Origin of the sequence: Azospirillum picis (genome assembly GCF_017876115.1) — a bacterium.
GTDB classification, from domain to species: Bacteria; Pseudomonadota; Alphaproteobacteria; order Azospirillales; family Azospirillaceae; genus Azospirillum; species Azospirillum picis.
On sequence record NZ_JAGINO010000007.1, the window covers coordinates 1 to 17,762 of the forward strand.

Annotated in this window: 13 protein-coding genes and 5 tRNA genes; 2 read left to right on the forward strand and 16 right to left on the reverse strand. The window is 69.0% G+C overall.

The window, feature by feature from the left end:
• Positions 1–399 precede the first annotated feature (399 nt).
• The 16 genes from J2850_RS11730 to J2850_RS11805 form a co-directional block, all read right to left on the reverse strand.
• On the reverse strand, positions 400–2,688 hold the full coding sequence (locus tag J2850_RS11730; RefSeq protein ID WP_209981798.1) for an ATP-binding protein: 2,289 nt from the start codon (positions 2,686–2,688) through the stop codon (positions 400–402).
• 16 nt (positions 2,689–2,704) lie between these two features.
• On the reverse strand, positions 2,705–3,229 hold the full coding sequence (locus J2850_RS11735; RefSeq protein WP_209981800.1) for a putative pterin-binding protein: 525 nt from the start codon (positions 3,227–3,229) through the stop codon (positions 2,705–2,707).
• A 367-nt stretch (positions 3,230–3,596) separates the two neighbouring features.
• Positions 3,597–3,671 (reverse strand) — tRNA-Val (locus J2850_RS11740).
• A gap of 29 nt (positions 3,672–3,700) precedes the next feature.
• Positions 3,701–3,775: transfer RNA gene (locus J2850_RS11745), tRNA-Gly, on the reverse strand.
• Positions 3,776–3,779: 4 nt separating this feature from the next.
• A tRNA-Asp gene (locus J2850_RS11750) sits at positions 3,780–3,856 on the reverse strand.
• Between the two features lie 60 nt (positions 3,857–3,916).
• Positions 3,917–3,992: transfer RNA gene (locus J2850_RS11755), tRNA-Ala, on the reverse strand.
• A 38-nt stretch (positions 3,993–4,030) separates the two neighbouring features.
• Positions 4,031–4,117 (reverse strand) — tRNA-Leu (locus J2850_RS11760).
• 115 nt (positions 4,118–4,232) lie between these two features.
• The gene (locus J2850_RS11765; RefSeq protein WP_209981802.1) at positions 4,233–5,843 is read right to left on the reverse strand and encodes a phospholipase D-like domain-containing protein; all 1,611 of its coding nucleotides are present in this window, start codon (positions 5,841–5,843) and stop codon (positions 4,233–4,235) included.
• 118 nt (positions 5,844–5,961) lie between these two features.
• A complete protein-coding gene (locus tag J2850_RS11770; protein WP_209981804.1) occupies positions 5,962–6,993 on the reverse strand; it encodes an aldose epimerase family protein in 1,032 nt (343 codons plus the stop codon).
• Positions 6,993–7,970 (reverse strand): galactofuranose ABC transporter, permease protein YjfF, encoded by a 978-nt coding sequence (yjfF, locus tag J2850_RS11775; protein ID WP_209981806.1) that lies wholly within the window; start codon positions 7,968–7,970, stop codon positions 6,993–6,995. Before yjfF ends, J2850_RS11770 begins: the two co-directional genes overlap by 1 nt.
• A 4-nt stretch (positions 7,971–7,974) precedes the next feature.
• Complete coding sequence (locus J2850_RS11780; protein ID WP_209981808.1) at positions 7,975–9,087, reverse strand: ABC transporter permease; 1,113 nt, start codon at positions 9,085–9,087, stop codon at positions 7,975–7,977.
• A complete protein-coding gene (gene ytfR / locus J2850_RS11785) occupies positions 9,084–10,682 on the reverse strand; it encodes a galactofuranose ABC transporter, ATP-binding protein YtfR (protein ID WP_246513005.1) in 1,599 nt (532 codons plus the stop codon). The genes J2850_RS11780 and ytfR overlap by 4 nt, the downstream gene beginning before the upstream one ends.
• Positions 10,683–10,776: 94 nt before the next feature.
• Complete coding sequence (gene ytfQ / locus J2850_RS11790) at positions 10,777–11,748, reverse strand: galactofuranose ABC transporter, galactofuranose-binding protein YtfQ (RefSeq protein ID WP_209981809.1); 972 nt, start codon at positions 11,746–11,748, stop codon at positions 10,777–10,779.
• A 265-nt stretch (positions 11,749–12,013) separates the two neighbouring features.
• Positions 12,014–13,489: a PepSY-associated TM helix domain-containing protein gene (locus J2850_RS11795; protein WP_209981812.1), complete on the reverse strand. Its 1,476-nt coding sequence runs from the start codon at positions 13,487–13,489 to the stop codon at positions 12,014–12,016.
• A gap of 90 nt (positions 13,490–13,579) precedes the next feature.
• Complete coding sequence (locus J2850_RS11800; RefSeq protein ID WP_209981814.1) at positions 13,580–14,002, reverse strand: DUF2946 family protein; 423 nt, start codon at positions 14,000–14,002, stop codon at positions 13,580–13,582.
• A gap of 437 nt (positions 14,003–14,439) precedes the next feature.
• Positions 14,440–15,321 carry an SMP-30/gluconolactonase/LRE family protein gene (locus J2850_RS11805; RefSeq protein ID WP_209981816.1) on the reverse strand — a complete coding sequence of 294 codons (882 nt, stop codon included), beginning with the start codon at positions 15,319–15,321 and terminating at the stop codon, positions 14,440–14,442.
• Positions 15,322–15,479: 158 nt separating this feature from the next.
• Here J2850_RS11805 and J2850_RS11810 point away from each other — a divergent pair, with 158 nt between their 5' ends.
• Both J2850_RS11810 and chvE read left to right on the forward strand, forming a co-directional pair.
• Positions 15,480–16,508, forward strand: a complete 1,029-nt coding sequence (locus tag J2850_RS11810) for a LysR family transcriptional regulator (RefSeq protein ID WP_209981818.1) — start codon at positions 15,480–15,482, stop codon at positions 16,506–16,508.
• A gap of 118 nt (positions 16,509–16,626) precedes the next feature.
• Positions 16,627–17,760 (forward strand): multiple monosaccharide ABC transporter substrate-binding protein, encoded by a 1,134-nt coding sequence (gene chvE, locus J2850_RS11815; protein ID WP_425514132.1) that lies wholly within the window; start codon positions 16,627–16,629, stop codon positions 17,758–17,760.
• The last annotated feature ends 2 nt before the right edge of the window (positions 17,761–17,762 follow it).

A 17,762-nucleotide genomic window follows, 5' to 3' on the forward strand; every position in this document is an offset into this window, starting at 1 on the left:
CCAGAACCAGCACCACCCAGGCCGCAACGGCTACCAACTGCCGCCGCCTGCGCATCCCTTCTCACAACACGGTATAAACTTGTCAAAGAACCCGCAGCGCCTTATCGGCACCGCCCGAACAACTCGTCGGCGTCTTCGTTCAGAACGCCGCGTCTTGTTCGCTTTTTCTAGGAGGTTTTACTTTCGCTGTCAACCGCTTTTTTTCGAAGCGTTCGGCACTTACTTGCTGCAACCACCCTTTTCCCTTCCGCCGTTTCTGCGTCATCCGCAGCCCGGCGTCGTGGGAGCGGGTATATAGGCCGCTTGGACGAGCCACGCAAGCGCTTTTTTCCGATGCGCACGGCAGCCCCGACGGACGCCCCGGCACACGCCGCTGCGCAGGGACGGCCGGCAACGGGATTATGGGGCGGGCGTCAGGCCGACCGCTTCGATGGCGCCGGCCAGGATGCGCTGGTTGACCGGCTTTGCGATGAAGCCGGTCATGCCGGCCTGCGCACAGGCGTCGCGATGCTCCTTCATCGCGTTGGCCGTCAGCGCGACGATCGGGATCCTCCCGACCGGTCCAGGCAGGGTGCGGATCCTCTTCGCCGCCTCTATCCCGTCGAGGCCCGGCATCTGCATGTCCATCAGCAGAAGGTCGAAGCCGCCGTCGCGGGCGGCCTGCACCGCGGCGATCCCGTCGCCGACGATGGTGACCCGGTGCCCCAGGCGGCGCAGCAGGCCGTCGATCACCATCTGGTTCACGAGATTGTCCTCCGCCACCAGGATCGACAGCACGTCCGCCGCCGGCCGGACATCGGTACCGGCGCTCGCCGCCGGCCGGGCGCGCCGCGCATCCGGTCGTTGATCGGCAAGCAGGCCCGCCAGGGTGCGGGCGCGCACGGGCAGCATGCAGTGCAGCGCCGTGCCCTCTTGGCCGGATTGCAGGTTCGCCGACAGCATGATGATTTGGACGGCGGCGGCATCACCGTGGCCTGACGCCATCAGCCGCCCGGCGGCATCGCCAGCCATCCCCTCACGGCTGGCCACCAGCAGCCGGCGGCCATTCATGGCCGCCCCCTCCATGGCCGCGGGCGCCGACAGCAGCGACAACGCCTCGTCGATGCCGCCGGCCCGCCGCGCCTGGATGCCGAGCCTGTCCAGCGCCGCCCCGGCGGCGGTGAAGTCCAGATCATCGGGTATCAGGCAAACGGCGTCGCGGCCCGGCCATTGCCTCAGCGCGCGGGTCCAGGGCGTGGCATCCGCGACCGGAAGGTCGAGGGTCAGCGAGAAGCACGAGCCCTTGGCCTCCTCGCTCTCCACCGCGATGCGCCCCCCCATCAGACCGGCCAGCGTGCTGCTGATGGCCAAGCCCAGTCCGGTGCCGCCGAAGCGGCGCCGGTCGCTCTGGTCCGCCTGGTAGAATTCGCGGAAGAGCTGACCGATCTTGTCCGCCGGAATGCCGATCCCGCTGTCATGCACCGTCATCGTCAGCGCCACCTGTCCGGGCCGGGCGCCGGACCGGCACTCCACCCGCAGGCCGATGCCGCCCCTGTCGGTGAACTTGACGGCGTTGCTGACCAGGTTGACCAGGATCTGGCGGATACGGCCGGCGTCGCCGATGACGGCCAGCGGGACGTCGCCGGCGATCCGCAGGTCGAAGCGCAGCCCCTTCTCGTGCGCGGGAGCGGCGAAGACGTCGACCACCTCGTCGATCGTCGCCACCGGGTCGAAGGCGTCGGCGATGATCTCGAACTTGCCGGCCTCCATCTTGGAAAAGTCCAGGATGTCGTTGAGCACCGCCAGCAGGGCCGAGGCGGAGTTGCGGATGACGCCGACATAGCGGCGCTGCTCCTCGCCCAGCCGGTCATCGTCCAGCAGGATCGACGCCGTGCCGAGCACTCCGTTCATCGGCGTGCGGATCTCGTGGCTCATCGCCGCCAGGAACTGGCTCTTCGCGCGGTTGGCGTTCTCGGCCTGCTCCCTGGCGCGATCGAGGCTGTCGGCCAATATTTCGGCACAATCGCGTGCACGGCTTTCGTTCACGAGCTGCCAGATCATCAGCGCCACGACCGCCGCCACGCAGGCGGACAGCAAAACCAGGAATCCGGCCAGAGTGCCGAGCCGCTCACGCAGGCCGATGCGTGATTCCGTGGCCCGCTCGCTCACCAGCGTGACCACGGCCATGACCGTCTGCTGCAGGCGCGGCCCGAGGTCCTCCACCTGCCGCTCGAGCGCGATCAGGGTGGCGGGAAGGGCCGGGTCGGCGGCGTCGAGGGCGGCCAGATCCTTTTCCCAGCCGAGGACGGTCGTCTCGATCGGTACCAGCATCGACCGGATCCGGTCGGCGACCTCGTCCGACTGGGAGTCGAGCTGCCGGCGCAGGGTCGGCAGCCGACTGAGCAGGATGTCGTAGCGCAGCACCAGCGTGTCCAGCGACCCTTCGCCGTCGGCGGTCGCCGCGGCATGCAGAAGGGCCAGCTCCAGCTTCTGGTGCTCCGACTGGACCTGGTACACGGCCCAGGACAGGTTCTCCGGCGCATGCACCGATTGCAGTCGGCTCTCGGCGACGGCACCCTGCAGGACGATGGTGACGAGGATCGCCGTCGCCGCGGTGATGGCCGCCAGCAGACCGACCAGGGCATACAGGCGCAGACGGTTGCGCCGCCGCGCGGCGGTCCGCTTCGCCTTGATCACCGCTAAAGGCATCGGTCGGCTCGGCTGGTCACTGGACGTCGATCTGCTTCACCTGCCAGACCGAGCGATTGTAGATCGTCTCGATCCGCAGTTGCGGCTTGGCGTCGAAGGGATAGATGATGAAGATCGGCCCCTTCGCCCGGACGGCGATCGGCTGGCCGTCGATCCGGGTGGCGAGGATCGGACCGCTCTCGGCCGCATCGGAGGCCGGAAGCCTGACGGAATAGTCGTTCAGCGCCGTCACCGCCAGTTCGCTCCCCGTCGCCCCCACCTTGCGCAGCAGCTCTGCCAGGGAGGGGCCGGTGAACCGCTTCACCCCGTCATGCCAGGGAGTCGAGGTCCTGATTTCCGCCTGCGGCAGCGCGTCCAGATCGGCAAGCGTGAAGCGTGCCGGGCGGTCCGCCTTTCCAGCAACGGTCAGGATCACCTTGTCGGCATCGTCCGCCAGTGCCGGGCTTGCAACGAAAAGAGTGAGCAGCACAAGCGGAACGATGCTGCGCACCACCGACAAAAAGATTTCCGCAAGACAACAACAAAATTCTTTGTAAGTCATTTTCTATTTCTCCATATATCCAGAATGGAACATGAAGATTTTGTCGCTGAAATAGTTAGTAAAAACTGAAACACATGGCCGGGAAGATCCTCATGAAGCCGCCATATGCTGTTCGTTTTCCGCTTTCGGGCCTCCGATGACGGCGGATGACGGCTTCCGGACCGCAATTATCGATTACTGAGGGGCTGTTTCTTTTCCCGGGCCGATGGCGCCGGGACAGCAGGTGGCACCACCGGCGGAACCGGATCGGCGGCGCCCATGCGGCGTCCATCCGGCACGAGGCGGTTGGCGGAAGGAGAGCGGGGCTATCTTCGGACCCCGGAAATGGCGAAGGCCGCCGACCCGTTCCGGTCGGCGGCCTTCAGAATGGTGGTCCCGACTGGGATTGAACCAGTGACCCCTACGATGTCAACGTAGTGCTCTCCCGCTGAGCTACGAGACCACGGGAACCCGGAACTGTCGCTCCGAAACTGGAGCGGGCGAAGGGATTCGAACCCTCGACCCCAACCTTGGCAAGGTTGTGCTCTACCCCTGAGCTACGCCCGCAATGTGGCGCGAGTGACGGGACTTGAACCCGCGGCCTCCGGCGTGACAGGCCGGCGCTCTAACCAACTGAGCTACACCCGCACAATGGAGCGGCACCTTTCACAAGGCGACACCCCGATAGACAAACCCGGACTTCAGAAGTGGTGGAGCCAAGGAGGATCGAACTCCTGACCTCTACAATGCCATTGTAGCGCTCTCCCAGCTGAGCTATGGCCCCACTATACTTCTGCTTCCTCTTCACCAACACCGAGATGTTGGTGCGCTCGGAGGGAGTCGAACCCCCACGGCCTTGCGGCCACTAGGACCTGAACCTAGCGCGTCTACCAGTTCCGCCACGAGCGCTTCCCCTGCACCGCTTGGGTGGTGCGGGGAGCGGCTGTATAGCCCCCGGCCGCTCCCCGCACAAGCGGAGAATTCACCCGATCGAAAAAAACTTTCCCCAGCCGGCCGCGACGGCTCAGGCGTCCTGCCGACGACGACGCTGCCAAGCCCAGGCGCCCAGCCCGAACGCCAGTCCCGCCCCGGCCGCGATCCAGGCGGCGGTGCGGACCGTCCGCCGGTTCACGTCCTCGAACAGCGTCGCGCCGCGCAGGATCATCTTGGCCATCGGCTCCGGCCGGTCGGGATCGAGCAGATGCGTCTCGACCATCTCGCGTTCGAGGTCGGTGAGCGGCTTCGGCTCCAGCGGGATGAGGCTCCGGCCCGACGGCCGCCTCAGCCGGTCGAGCATGGCGAGGATCGACCCGCTCTCCTCCTCCAGCCTCTCGACCTCCTCGACGGTGCTGCCGAGATGCTCGGCCATCAGCCGGGTGCGGACGGCGCGGATGGCGGCACGGACCGCCGGGTCGCCGCCCTCCTCCGGCGCCTCGACCGCGAGGTCGCATTCGGTGTCGAGACCCAGCGAGCGGTTGTTGATGTTGGACGATCCGACGCGCAGGAAGCGGTCGTCGACCACCAGCACCTTGGCATGGACATAGATGCCCTGGCCTCCTTCGGTCACCGGCGCCAGGATGCGGAACCGCCGGTGGCCGTCGGCCTCGCGCACCCGCTCGAGCAGCAGCGAGCGGGCGCAGCCCATCGCCTCCTCCTCGATCCAGCCGGTGGTGCGCTCCGGGTTGATCACCACCACCTCCGGGCCTTCGGCCTCCCGCAGCCGGGCGGCGATCGCCGACGCGATCCGCTCCGACGCGAAATACTGGCTTTCCAGGTAGATGAACCGCCGGGCGGAGGCGATCGCGGCGAGATAGAGCTGCTCGATCTCGCGAACGCCGGTCCCATCCCCGCCCTCCTTGTCCGCCGCCATCGGGTCCGTGCGCACGATCGCGACGGGGATGTCGCGGAAGTCCACGGACAGGTCGGACGGCCAGTGCGGTTCGGTCGGCGGCGGCGGCACGAGCACCTCGCCCGTCGCCCGCCTCCACCGCTCCCTGGCCAGGTCGCCGAGCGCACGCGCCGCGTCGCCGTCGACGGCGGTCGTGACGTCATGGAAGGGGCCGTAGGGATCCCCGCCCGGACGGATGCGGCGGGGGTCCTCGTCGCGATGGGCCGGCGTATCCCAGCGGTCCGTCGTCATGTCGATGCCGCCGCAGAAGGCCAGGGCGTCGTCGATGATGGCGATCTTCTGGTGATGGCAGGCGCCGAGCGGATGGGCCGAGTCGAGGTGGAAGCGCAGGCGCCGGCTGGTCATCCACTCCAGCAGGGCCAGCGGCGTGCCGCCGCGCACTGCCAGCTTCAGCACCGACAGATCCCATTTCAGCAGGTAGATGGTCAGCTCCGGCCGCTCGCGCACGATCCAGGACAGGAAGGCGCCCAGCTCGTCCGGCACGCCGGGGATCGGGTCGTCCGGCTGCAGCTTGATCCGCGTGTCGAAGTCCCAGCCGATCAGCATGACGGTATGGCGGGCACCGAGGATCGCCTGCTTGATCAGGGAAAAATAGGCGGCCGCGTCGATGATGACCGCCATGCGGCCGGCCCGCTCGATCCGCCAGCAGGTCCGGCCGGGCACCAGCACCGCGGAGGCCTGGGGGCTCCGGCCTGCCGGTCCGGTATCGTCCAGCATCGCGGCCATGTCGATCTCCTTCCTGCGGATTGCAGCCCTGGCACTGGCAGCGGCTCGGCCGCTGCACCCAGGGATGAACCCCGGAGGGAGGATGCGGTTCCCTGTCCGCCCCCCTGTCCGCTGCCGTTCAGTCCACGCTGAAGCGCAGGCGCAGGCGGTGCTCGTAGGACTGCCCTGGGTCGAGCCGGGCGGAGGGGAAGTGGCCGATGTTGGGGCTGTCGGGAAAACGCTGCGATTCCAGGGCGATCCCGGCGAAGGGCCGGTAGGGCCGGCCGCCCTTGCCGACCACGCGCTCGCTGAGATAGCCGCCGGTGTAGACCTGCAACCCCGGCTGGTCGGTGGACAGCTCCATCCGGCGGCCCGACGGCGGATGCTCCAGCCGGGCGACCGGGCGCAGGTCCCCGGCCGGCCCGTCCAGGCACCAGTTGTGGTCGAAGCCGATGCCGCCGACCGCCGCCAGCGCATCACCCAGCCGCGGGCCGCCGCGCAGGTCGAAGGGGGTGCCCTCGACCGGCCGCACCTCCCCGGTCGGGATCAGGCCGGCACCAACCGGGGTGACGAAACCACCCGCCACCGTCAGGCGGTGGTCGCGCAGGTCGCCCTCCCCCTGCCCGGCAAGGTTCCAGTAGCTGTGATGGACCAGGTTGGCCACGGTCGGCCGGTCGGTATCGGCCGTCATGGTGATCTCCAGCACGCCGTCGCCGGCCAGCCGGTAGCGCACGCCGGCGCTCAGCCGGCCGGGATAGCCCTGGTCGCCGTCCGGCGAGACCAGCGCGAAGCCGACGGCGTCGGCGCCCTCGTCCACCGACGCCCGCCACAGCCGGCGGTCGAAACCCTCGACGCCGCCATGCAGTTGGTTCGGCGGCTCGTTGGCGCTCAGGGCGTGGCGCACGCCGTCCAGCGTGAAGGCGGCACCGCCGATGCGGTTGCCGTAGCGGCCGCAGGTGGCGCCGAAATAGGCGTCGCTGGCCAGGTAGTCCGCCAGCCGGTCGAACCCGAGCACGACATCGGCCCGGCGGCCGTCGCGGTCGGGCACCAGGAGGCGGGTAAGGCGGGCGCCATGGGCGATCACCGTCGCCTCCAGCCCGCCGGCGGACAGGATGAAGCCTTCGACCGGCTGGCCGTCGAGGCTGTCGAACAGGAAGGATCGGATCGGCATCAGGCCTCCGCGGTTTCGCCGCCGCGGCCGGTCCACACCGCCAGCAGCCCCTTTTGCAGCAGGATGAAGATGAACAGCAGGGCGCCGATGACGATCTTGGTCCACCAACTGCTCAGGCTGCCGTCGAAGGTGATGTAGGTCTGGATCAGCCCCTGGATCAGCACGCCGACGAAGGTGCCGGCGACGTAGCCGTAGCCGCCGGTGAGCTGCGTTCCGCCGATCACCACGGCGGTGATGGTGTCCAGCTCGACGCCGGTCGCCGCCAGGGAATAGCCGGCGCCGGTGTAGAGCGAGAAGACGATCCCGGCCAGGCCGGCCAGCCCGCCCGACAGGGCGTAGACCAGCACGGTGGTCCGCCCCACCGGCACGCCCATCAGCTCCGCCGACTGGCGGTTGCCGCCCAGCGCGTAGAGGTTGGCGCCGAAGCGGGTCCAGTGCGCCAGCACCACCGCCAGCGCGAACACCGCCAGCATCAGCATCGCCGGCAGGCTCAGCCGGCCGCCGCCGTCGAAGCGGAGTGCCACGTCGTTCAGCACGCCGTAGAGCGGGTGGTTGACCGGGATCGAATCGGTGGTCAGGACAAAGCCCATGCCGCGGGCGATGAACATGCCGGCGAGCGTGACGATGAAGGGCGGCATCCGGAAGACGTGGATGACCAGCCCCATGGCGGCACCGAAGCCGGTGGACACCGCCAGCGCTGCGGCGAAGGCGGCGGCCGGATGCCAACCCGCCTGCTCGATCAGCACCGCCAGCAGCACCGTGGTGAAGCCGATCACCGCCCCGACCGACAGGTCGATGCCGCCGGACAGGATGACGAAGGTCATGCCGACGGCGGTGATGCCGAGGAAGGCGTTGTCGGTCAGCAGGTTGCCGACCACCCGCAGCGAGGCGAAGTTGGGGAACTGGGCGGCGCACAGCAGGAACCCGACCACCAGCACCGCGCTGGTGACGATCAGGGGAAGAAATCGCTGGATCATGGCCTCATGCCCCCGCGCCCGGCTTGATGCCGCCGGACTTGACGCCGCCAGACTTCACGCTGCCAGACTTCACCGGGGGCTCGGCCGGCCGCGGCGTACGCGGGTGCGGGCTTCCGGAGCGCGGGCTTCCGGGGCGCGGCAGGAACAGCGTCAGCGCCGGGGACTGCAGCAGCAGGACGATCATCAGCACCACCGCCTTGACGATCAGGTTGAATTCCGGCTTGAAGCCGCTCAGCAGGATGCCGGTGTTCATCGCCTGGATGATGAGCGCCCCCACCAGCGACAGCACCAGGCCGAAGCGCCCGCCCAGCAGGGAGGTGCCGCCGACCACCACCGCCAGGATGGCGTCCAGTTCCAGCCACAGGCCGGCATTGTTGGCATCGGCGCCGCGGATGTCGGCGGTGACGATCAGCCCGGCCACCGCGGCGCACAGCCCGCACCAGGCGTAGACCGCCACCAGCACCACCGGCGTGTTGACGCCGGCCCCGGCGCTCGACAGCCGGTTGACGCCGACCGCCTCGATCATCAGCCCCAGCGCGGTCCGCCGCACCAGCAGTCCCGTCACCGCCAGCACCGCCACCGTGATCGCCACCGGCATCGGCACGGTCAGGACGGAGCCGCTGCCGACGGCGGCGAGGCCCGGACTGGTGAAGGTGACGATCTGCCCCTCGGTGATCAGTTGGGCGATGCCGCGCCCGGCCACCATCAGGATCAGGGTGGCGATGATCGGCTGGATGCGCAGCACCGCCACCAGCAGTCCGTTCCACAGGCCGCACAGCAGCCCGGCGGCGAGCGAGGTCGCCAGCACCGGGGCGAGACCCCAGCCGGCGCCGGTCATGGTGGCGGCCACCGCACCCGAGATCGCCATCACCGCGCCGACCGACAGGTCGACCCCGCGGGTGGCGATGACCATGGTCATGCCGATGGCGAGCAGCGCCACCGGCGCCCCGCGGTTCAGCACGTCGATCAGGCTGCCGAACAGCCGGCCGTCCTGGAGGCGGATGGTGAAGAAATCGGGGAACAGCAGCCAGTTCGCCAGCAGCACGGCGACGAGCGCGCCATATTGCGGCAGGGCGCGCGGGATGCCGGCGGCGGATGTGCGGGCCGGCGGCGTCATCGCGGCGCCCCGCCTGGTGCCGTTGCCCCGGGTGCCGTTGCCCCGGGTTCCTTTGCCCCCGGTTCCTTTGCCCCCGGTTCCGCCGCGATCGCGGCGACGATCCGCTCCACGGTGACCTCCTCTCCCCTCAATTCCGCCACATGGCGGCGGTCGCGCAGCACCACGACGCGGCGGCTGTAGGCGGCGATCTCCTCCAGCTCCGACGAGACGACCAGCAGGGCCATGCCGTCGGCGCACAGCCGCTCGATCAGGCGGATGATCTCGGCATGGGCGCCGACATCGATGCCGCGCGTCGGCTCGTCCAGGATCAGCAGCCGCGGCTCGGTCGCCAGCCAGCGCGCCAGCAGCGCCTTCTGCTGGTTGCCGCCCGACAGCAATTGGATCGGCCGCTCGGCGTCGGGGGTGCGGATGTCGAGCAGGCGGATGAAGCGGTCGGCGATCTCCTCCTGCCGGCGGCGCGGCAGCGGCTTCAGCCAGCCCTGCCGGGCCTGGAGCGCCAGGATGATGTTCTCGCGCACCGACAGCTCGCCGACGATGCCCTCCTTCTTGCGGTCCTCCGGGCAGAAGCCGAAGCCGAGCCGGATCGCCGTGCGCGGGTCGCGCAGGCGCACGGGCCGGCCGTCCACCGTCGCCTCGCCGCGGTCGGCGCGGTCCATGCCGAAGACCAGCCGCGCCGTCTCGGTGCGGCCCGATCCCAGCAGCCCGGCCAGACCCACCACCTCACCGGGGCGGATGTCGAGATCGAAGGGTTCGACGCTGCGCGCCTTGCCGTAGCCGCGGAACCGGGCCAGCGGTGCCCGGTCGTCCCCGCCGGCCGGTCCCAACTCGATCCGGTGCGCCGCCTCCTCCAGCTCGCGCCCCAGCATCATGGCGACGAGGTCGAGGCGGGGCAGCTCCGCCGTCCGCCGCTCGCCGACCAGGCGGCCGTTGCGCAGCACGGTGATGCGGTCGCACACCGCATAGACCTGGTCGAGGAAATGGGTGACGAAGACGATGCCGATGCCACGTGCCTTCAGCGTCCGCATCACCGTGAACAGCACCGCCACCTCCTGCGCGTCGAGGCTGGCGGTCGGCTCGTCCAGGATCAGCACCTTGGCGGACATGTCGACGGCGCGGGCGATGGCGATGATCTGCTGCGTCGCCACCGAGAAGCGCCCCAGCGGCGCCGTCACGTCGATGGCCAGCCCGTAGGGCACCAGCACCGCACGCGCGCGCCGGTTCATGGCCCGGCGGTCGACGAAGCCGAAGCGCGTCGGCTGGCGGCCGAGGAACAGGTTCTCCGCCACCGACAGGTTCGGCAGCAGGTTCACCTCCTGGAAGACGGTGCCGATGTGCAGGCGCTGCGCCTCGTCGACGCTGCGGGGGGCGATCTCCCGCCCCTCCAGCGCCACCAGGCCGGCGTCGCGCTGGTAGACGCCGGTCAGCGTCTTGATCAGCGTCGATTTGCCGGCGCCGTTCTCGCCGAGCAGCGCATGGACCTCGCCGTGGTGCAGGGTGAAGTCCACGCCGTCGAGCGCCTGGACGCCGAGGAATGCCTTGGACAGGCCACGGATCGCCAGCAGCGGCGGCGAGGCGTCTGGACTGGGTGCCGTCATGACGGAGCTCCCGCGGCCGGCCCTTGGGGTCGGGCCCTGGGGTCGGGCCCTGGGGTCGGACCCTGGGGTCGGGATGAGGATCGACAGGCGCCGGTCAGTAGGCGTCCTTGCGGCGCTCGTACTCGGCCTTCGCGGTGTCGGGGGTGAACAGCGCCGACTGGGTCTGGATCCATTTCGGCGGCTCCTTGCCGTCCTTCTTGTAGGCGATCAGCGCGTCATAGGCCGGGCCGGCCATGTTCGGCGTCAGCTCTACCGTGGCGTTCGCCTCACCCTCGGCCATCGCCTTGAAGATGTCGGGGACGCCGTCGATGGAGACCACCAGGATGTCCTTGCCCGGCTTCAGCCCGGCCTCCTTGATCGCCTGGATGGCGCCGACCGCCATGTCGTCGTTGTGGGCGTAGACGGCACAGATGCCCTTGCCGCCATTCTCTGCCTTGATGAAGCTCTCCATCACCTCCTTGCCCTTGGCGCGGGTGAAGTCGCCGGACTGGGTGCGGATGATCTTCATCCCCGGATTCTTGGCGACGACCTCGTCGAAGCCCTTCTTGCGGTTGATGGCGGGCGAGGAGCCGACGGTGCCCTGCAGCTCCACCACCGGGCATTTGCCGCCGGTCTGCTTGGCCAGCCATTCCCCGGCGACCCGGCCTTCGTGCACGGTGTCGGACGTGACGGCGGTCATGTAGAGGCTTGGATCCTTGGTCTCGATCTGGCGGTCGAGCAGGACGACGGGGATTTTCGCCTCCTTGGCCTCCTTCAGCACCGAATCCCAGCCGGTGGCCACGACGGGGGCGATGAAGATGGCGTCCACCCCCTGGGCGACGAAGGACCGCACCGCCTTGATCTGGTTTTCCTGCTTCTGCTGGGCGTCGGAGATCTTCAGGTCGATCCCGCGCTTTTCCGCTTCCGCCTTCGCAGTCTTGGTCTCGGCGGCGCGCCAGCCCGATTCCGAGCCGATCTGCGAGAAGCCGACCACCAGCTTGTCGCCGGCGGCATCGGCGGCACCCGACCCGCCAAATCCGATGAACAGGGCCGCCATGGCGGCGGAGATCAGCCGGTTCCTGGACATTCGTTTCACTCCCTGGGTTCTGCCGTGGTCTTGCACCGGACCGGACGGGAGGACCGGCGGGCTGCAGGCCCGGCGCGGTGCGGCACCCCTGATTCGGGCATCCGGTTTTATTTGTCAGCCATGCCCACTTTACGTCCCCACAACAATAACTGTCCAATACGATTATCGGCCGAGGCGATAACGGAATCGGCATGGCGGGCTTCGCACCCGCCATGCCGGTTGGCCATGCCGGTTGCCCGGCCCGGCCGCCCAGGCCGGGTGCAGGTCACGCCCGCCGCGTGCGCGGTGTCCGGATGACGAGCCAGTCGAAGGCGAGCATGACGAGCAGCGAGGCGCCGACCAGCGGGAAGACGATGCCGCCGACCGCCAGGATGGCAAGGATGCCGCGCATCACACCGCGGTCGCGCGGCATCGGCGGGACGCCGAGGGAGCCGTTCGGCCGCCGCTTCCACCACATGGCCGCCGCCGAAACCGCCATCAGCACGATCGCCACGCAGACGGCGAGCATCACCACCTGGTTGGCGACGCCGAACTCCTGGCCCATGTGGACGTTGATGCCCCATTCCAGCGCCTTGCCGAAGGGGCCGTAATCCGCATAGCTCATGTCGATCAGCGGCTTGCCGCTGTACTGGTCGAGATGGACGACGCGCTGGCGGGAGAGATCGTCCGGATAGACGGTCCCGGTATAGACGCCCGTCGGCCCGGCGGGCGGGTTGACCGCATAGCCTTTCGCCAAACCCAGCCGGTCGAAGATCGCGACGGCGGCATCGAGGTCGATCGCCCCGGCGCCGGCGGCGCCTCCACCCGCCCCGCCATGTACGGCCTCATGGCCGGAACCATGTGCGGCCTCATGGCCGGAGCCATGCCCGGACTCATGGCCGGAACCATGGGCCGCGCCGGGGGCCGAGGATTGCGGGACCTGAGCCTGCTCCAGCGACCAGGAGGTCGGTCCGCCCTCGCTCAGGCGGAGGTCCGACATCGGGACATCCACATAGACGCCGGCCGGATAGCCGTAGTTGGTGCCGTTCGCCCATTTGTTGACATAGCTGCCCCAGAAGACCGACCACGGCATCCCGGTCACCGCCAGGAACAGGATGAAGGCCCCGGCGAAGATGCCGGCGACGGCGTGCAGGTCACGCCAGAAGACGCGCTGCGTTGGCCTGCCGCGCACCGACACCACGCCGCCGCCCTGCCGGTCCCCGGCCTGCCGGCGGGGCCACCAGAGATAGACGCCCGTGCCGACCAGAAGGATGGTCCAGCCGCCGACGATCTCGATCACCCCGTTCGCCACCGGCCCGAAATAGGACAGGCTGTGCAGTTGGCGGACGATCCAGATCACGGTGCCCTTGTCCGGGATCTCGCCGAGGACCCGGCGGTCGTAGGGATCGACGAAGACCGACATCTTCTCGCCGGCCGGCGTCTTGATGCCGACCTCGGCCGAAGCGGTCGGACGGGCCGGCGGCACATACTTGAAGACGGTGCCGGGATGCGCCGCCAGCGCTGCGGCGACCAGCACGGTCGGCGCGGCCGGCGCGGAGGTCCGGGCCTCCACCGTCATCACGTCGCGGTGGACGAAGCCGTCGATCTCGTCGCGGAACAGGTAGAGGGCTCCCGTCAGGGCCAGCAGGATCAGGAACGGCAGGGCGATCAGGCCGGCATAGAAGTGCCAGCGCCAGACGGCACGGTACAGGTCCGAGGAGCGGCTTGCGGCTCCTGCGGCGGATAAGGTCGTGTTCACCATGGGGTGACCCTCGTGCAAGCGCCGGCCGCGCCGTCCCGTGGAACGGCACGGCGGCGCTGTCATCGCAAAAATCGGTGATTGCAGGAGTGATCAGCCCCGGACCGGCGGCCCCCGCGCCCCGATCGGCAGCATCGACCGGGCCTGGAGGACGATGGCCGACACCGGCAACAGCGGCTGGGCCAGCGCCGGCGCCGGCGCATCCGGCACCGTCACCGCCGGCAGGAGCGCCGGTCCGGACGCAACCGCCCTCAGCGAGCAGATGAGCGCGCAGAGCGTATCGTGCGACTGGTCCCCCGCCGGCTTTCCCGGCCGGTCGCCGCCATGGCCGGGATGGCCGGCATCATGGGCGGAATGCCCAGCCCGCTCATGAACGACGCCTTGGAAATCGGCCTTCCAGGCGAGGGTCTTCGGCCCGACCGCTCCGAACAGGAAGCCCTGGATGATCAGCGCGCAGGCGGTCACGGCGAGAACAAGCCGCCGCCACCCCCCCTGCTCTGACCCGAGACGTTCCACGGCGTTCCCCGGCTAACGGGCAGCGTTGCTCATCGCTCCATCCCGGCAATGGTCAATCGACGGGAATGCTCCAGGGCCGGATAATGTCTGAGCTTCTGTGCAACGTCCAGTGAGGGAGCGGCGTTCCCACGGCACCGATGCATCGCCGTTCCCCTCCCCATCCCTCCTCCACTCTCACGCTACGGCATGTACAGATGTTGCGTAGCTACGGGAAAAGCCCTCGCCCCCCTGGGGAGGGTGAGGGGGACGGCGCGCGGAGGCGCGCCGCAAAGGGGCATACTGCCCCTTCGCCATCCCCTGGCATGGGCGTTCTCCCATGCTGCCCCCTCACCCCGACCCTCTCCCCGGAGGGGAGAAGGAATTATCTCCCGTGTCGCAACATCCATGCATCAGGAGCCTGGGAGGGGGAGATTCAGCGCCTTGCACTGCCTCGGCGCTTACGCGACTCCGCGCCCGAAACGGCCGCAGGGCAGGCCGCGGACGCCGGGATCGCACTCGAACAGCCCGCCGGCCAGCGGCTCCTCCGGACGGCCGTGCGCGGCCGTGGTGACGAACAGGCGGTCGAGATCCGGCCCGGCGAACACGCAGGAGGTGACGCGGGAAACCGGCAGCGGGATCGCGCGGTCGAGCGTGCCGTCGGGACGGAAGCGGCTGACCCGGCCGCCGTCCCAATGGGCGATCCACAGCCCGCCCTCGGCGTCGCAGGTCATGCCGTCGGGATAGCCGTCCGCCTCGGCGAAGCGGATATGGACGCGCTTGCCCGACAGGACGCCGTCCGCCCCGAGGTCGAAGGCGTAGACCGTCCGCGCCGCGCTGTCGGTGTGGTAGAGCGTGCGGCCGTCCGGCGACAGCGCCGGGCCGTTGGCGACGACATAGCCCTCGTCGACCCGCGTCACGGTGCCGTCGGGATCGATGCGGAACAGCGCGCCGGCCGGATCGCTCTCCGCGTCATGCATGCTGCCGACCCACAGCCGGCCCAGCGCGTCGGCCTTGGCGTCGTTCAGCCGGTTGCCCGGCCGGTCCGGGTCGAGCCGCGCCAGCTCGCCGGCGATCTCCACCCCGTCCGGACCGGGGCGCAGCCGCACCACCCGGCGCGAGCGCAGCCCGGCGATGAAGCCGTCGCCGTCGGCGGCCTCCACCAGCCAGCAGGCGGCGTCCCCCAGTGCCCATTCCGTCTGCGTGCCGTCGGACAGGCCGTGGCGCAGGATGCGCCCGCCGCGGATGTCCACGGCGAAGACGGCGCCCTGCCCCGGCGACCACAGCGGCCCTTCGCCCAGCGTCGCCCGGGCGGCCCATACACAACGCGCTTCCTGCGGCATGCCGTTCCGTCTCCCTCGCCGGCGGCGGCAGCCGCCGTGAATTTTGTTGACGACACGAACGATAAGGAGGCTCTTGATAGCCGTCCAATACGAAGATCGCTCCCGACGATACAGAATTCCGTATCTCCGTGCCACCGCCCGACCGGAGGCCTCCGACCGTGACCCCGCACCGCCTGTCCCCCGACTGGTTCCAGAAGGCACGGCTGAAGCTGCGCCATCTCCAGCTCTTCGCGGCACTGGACGAGCACCGCAACCTGCACCGCGCCGCCGCCAGCCTGGGCATGTCGCAGCCCGCCGCCTCCAAGCTGCTGGGCGACCTGGAGGAGACGCTGGGAATCGAGCTTTTCGACCGCCACGGCCGCGGCATCGAGCCGAACTGGTACGGCAGCCTGATGATCCGCCATGCCCGGATGATCCTCAGCGAGCTGCAGGAAACCGGCGAGGAGCTGAACGCCCTGCTGGCCGGGCACAGCGGCCGGGTGTCGATCGGCACCGTGACGGCCCCGGCGGTAGAGCTGGTGGTGCCGGTGGTCGGCGCGCTGTCGCGCGAACACCCGGCATTGAAGATCGCGGTGGCGGTGGAGACCAGCGACGTGCTGGTCGAGCGGGTGCAGCAGGGCGTGATGGACTTCGCCATCGGCCGCCTGCCGGTCCGCAGCGATCCGGCGACCTTCGACTACCAGGAGATCAGCAGCGAGGAGCTGTGTTTCATCTGCCGCGACGGCCATCCGCTGCTGCGGCTGGGCCGCCCGCTGACCGCGGCCGACCTCGCCGACGCCACCTGGATCCTGCAGCCGGCCGGCTCCCTGCTGCGCGAGCGCGTCGAGGCCCTGTTCCGGGGCGAAGGCGAACCGCCGCCGCAGCGGGTGATCGAGAGCGCCTCCGCCGTCATCTCGATGGCGATGGTGGCGGAAAGCGACTCCATCACCGTCTTCGCCCGTGCGCTCGCCCAGGTGTTCTCACCCAGCGGCTGCTGCACGATCATGCCGTTCCACAAGCGCTTCAGCGTCGAGCCCTACGGCATCTTCCGGCTGCGCGACCGGTCGCTGTCGCCGGGCGCCCGCACCGTGCTGACCGCGATCCGCGCGGCATCCGAACGGAAGATGAAGGCGGGGACGGAGGACGCGAGCGCCCGCCCCTCCACCGATATCAAAATGCACATGGATCCCGCCGATAATCGTATTTGACAGTTATTTCAAATCGGCGGATTGCTATTATAGCGAACAGTAAGGCGCCCCACTGTCTGCCGCACACGCAGAGAGGCGGAGACCGCGCGGCGCGGAAAAATGGGGAGGTTTCCGGTCCATGTTTTCCTACATCCCGTCCTTAACCGCCAAATCGGTGGCCACCAAACCGGCTGCCGCCAAACCGATGAAGGCCAAGCTGGCCGGCCTCGCGCTCGGCCTTCTCGCCCTCACCGGCACCGCCGCCGTCCCGGCCCTGGCGCAGGACAAGCCCACCGTCGGCATCGCCATGCCGACGAAGTCCTCGGCGCGCTGGATCGACGACGGCAACAACATGGTCAAGTATTTCCAGGAGAAGGGATACAAGACCGACCTGCAATATGCCGAGGACGACATCCCCAACCAGCTTGCCCAGATCGAGAACATGGTCACCAAGAACGACAAGGTTCTGGTGATCGCCGCCATCGACGGGACGACGCTGACCGACGTGCTGCAGAAGGCGTCGGAGCAGGGGGTGAAGGTCATCGCCTATGACCGCCTGATCCGCGGCTCGGCCAACGTCGACTACTACGCCACCTTCGACAATTTCCAGGTCGGCGTCCTCCAGGCCTCCTACATCGAGAAGGCGCTGGGACTGAAGGAGGGCAAGGGTCCCTTCAACATCGAGCTGTTCGGCGGCTCGCCCGACGACAACAACGCCTATTTCTTCTACAACGGCGCCATGTCGGTGCTGCAGCCCTACATCGACGCCGGCAAGCTGAAGGTGCAGAGCGGCCAGGTCGGCATGGACAAGGTGTCCACCCTGCGCTGGGACGGCGCTGTCGCCCAGTCGCGCATGGACAACCTGCTGAGCGCCTATTACGGCGACAAGAAGCTGGACGCGGTGCTGTCGCCCTATGACGGGCTCAGCATCGGCATCATCTCCTCGCTGAAGGGCGTCGGCTACGGCTCGCCGTCGCAGCCGATGCCGGTGGTGACCGGCCAGGATGCCGAGGTGCCGTCGGTGAAGTCGATCCTGGCCGGCGAGCAGCGCTCCACCGTCTTCAAGGACACCCGCGAACTGGCGAAGGTCACCGTCGGCATGGTCGACGACCTGCTGGCCGGCCGAACCCCGCAGGTCAACGACACCAAGACCTACGACAACGGCAAGAAGGTCGTTCCCTCCTACCTGCTGAAGCCGGTCAGCGTCGACGCCTCCAACTGGAAGCAGGTGCTGGTCGACGGCGGCTACTACAAGGAGTCGCAGATCAAGTAACG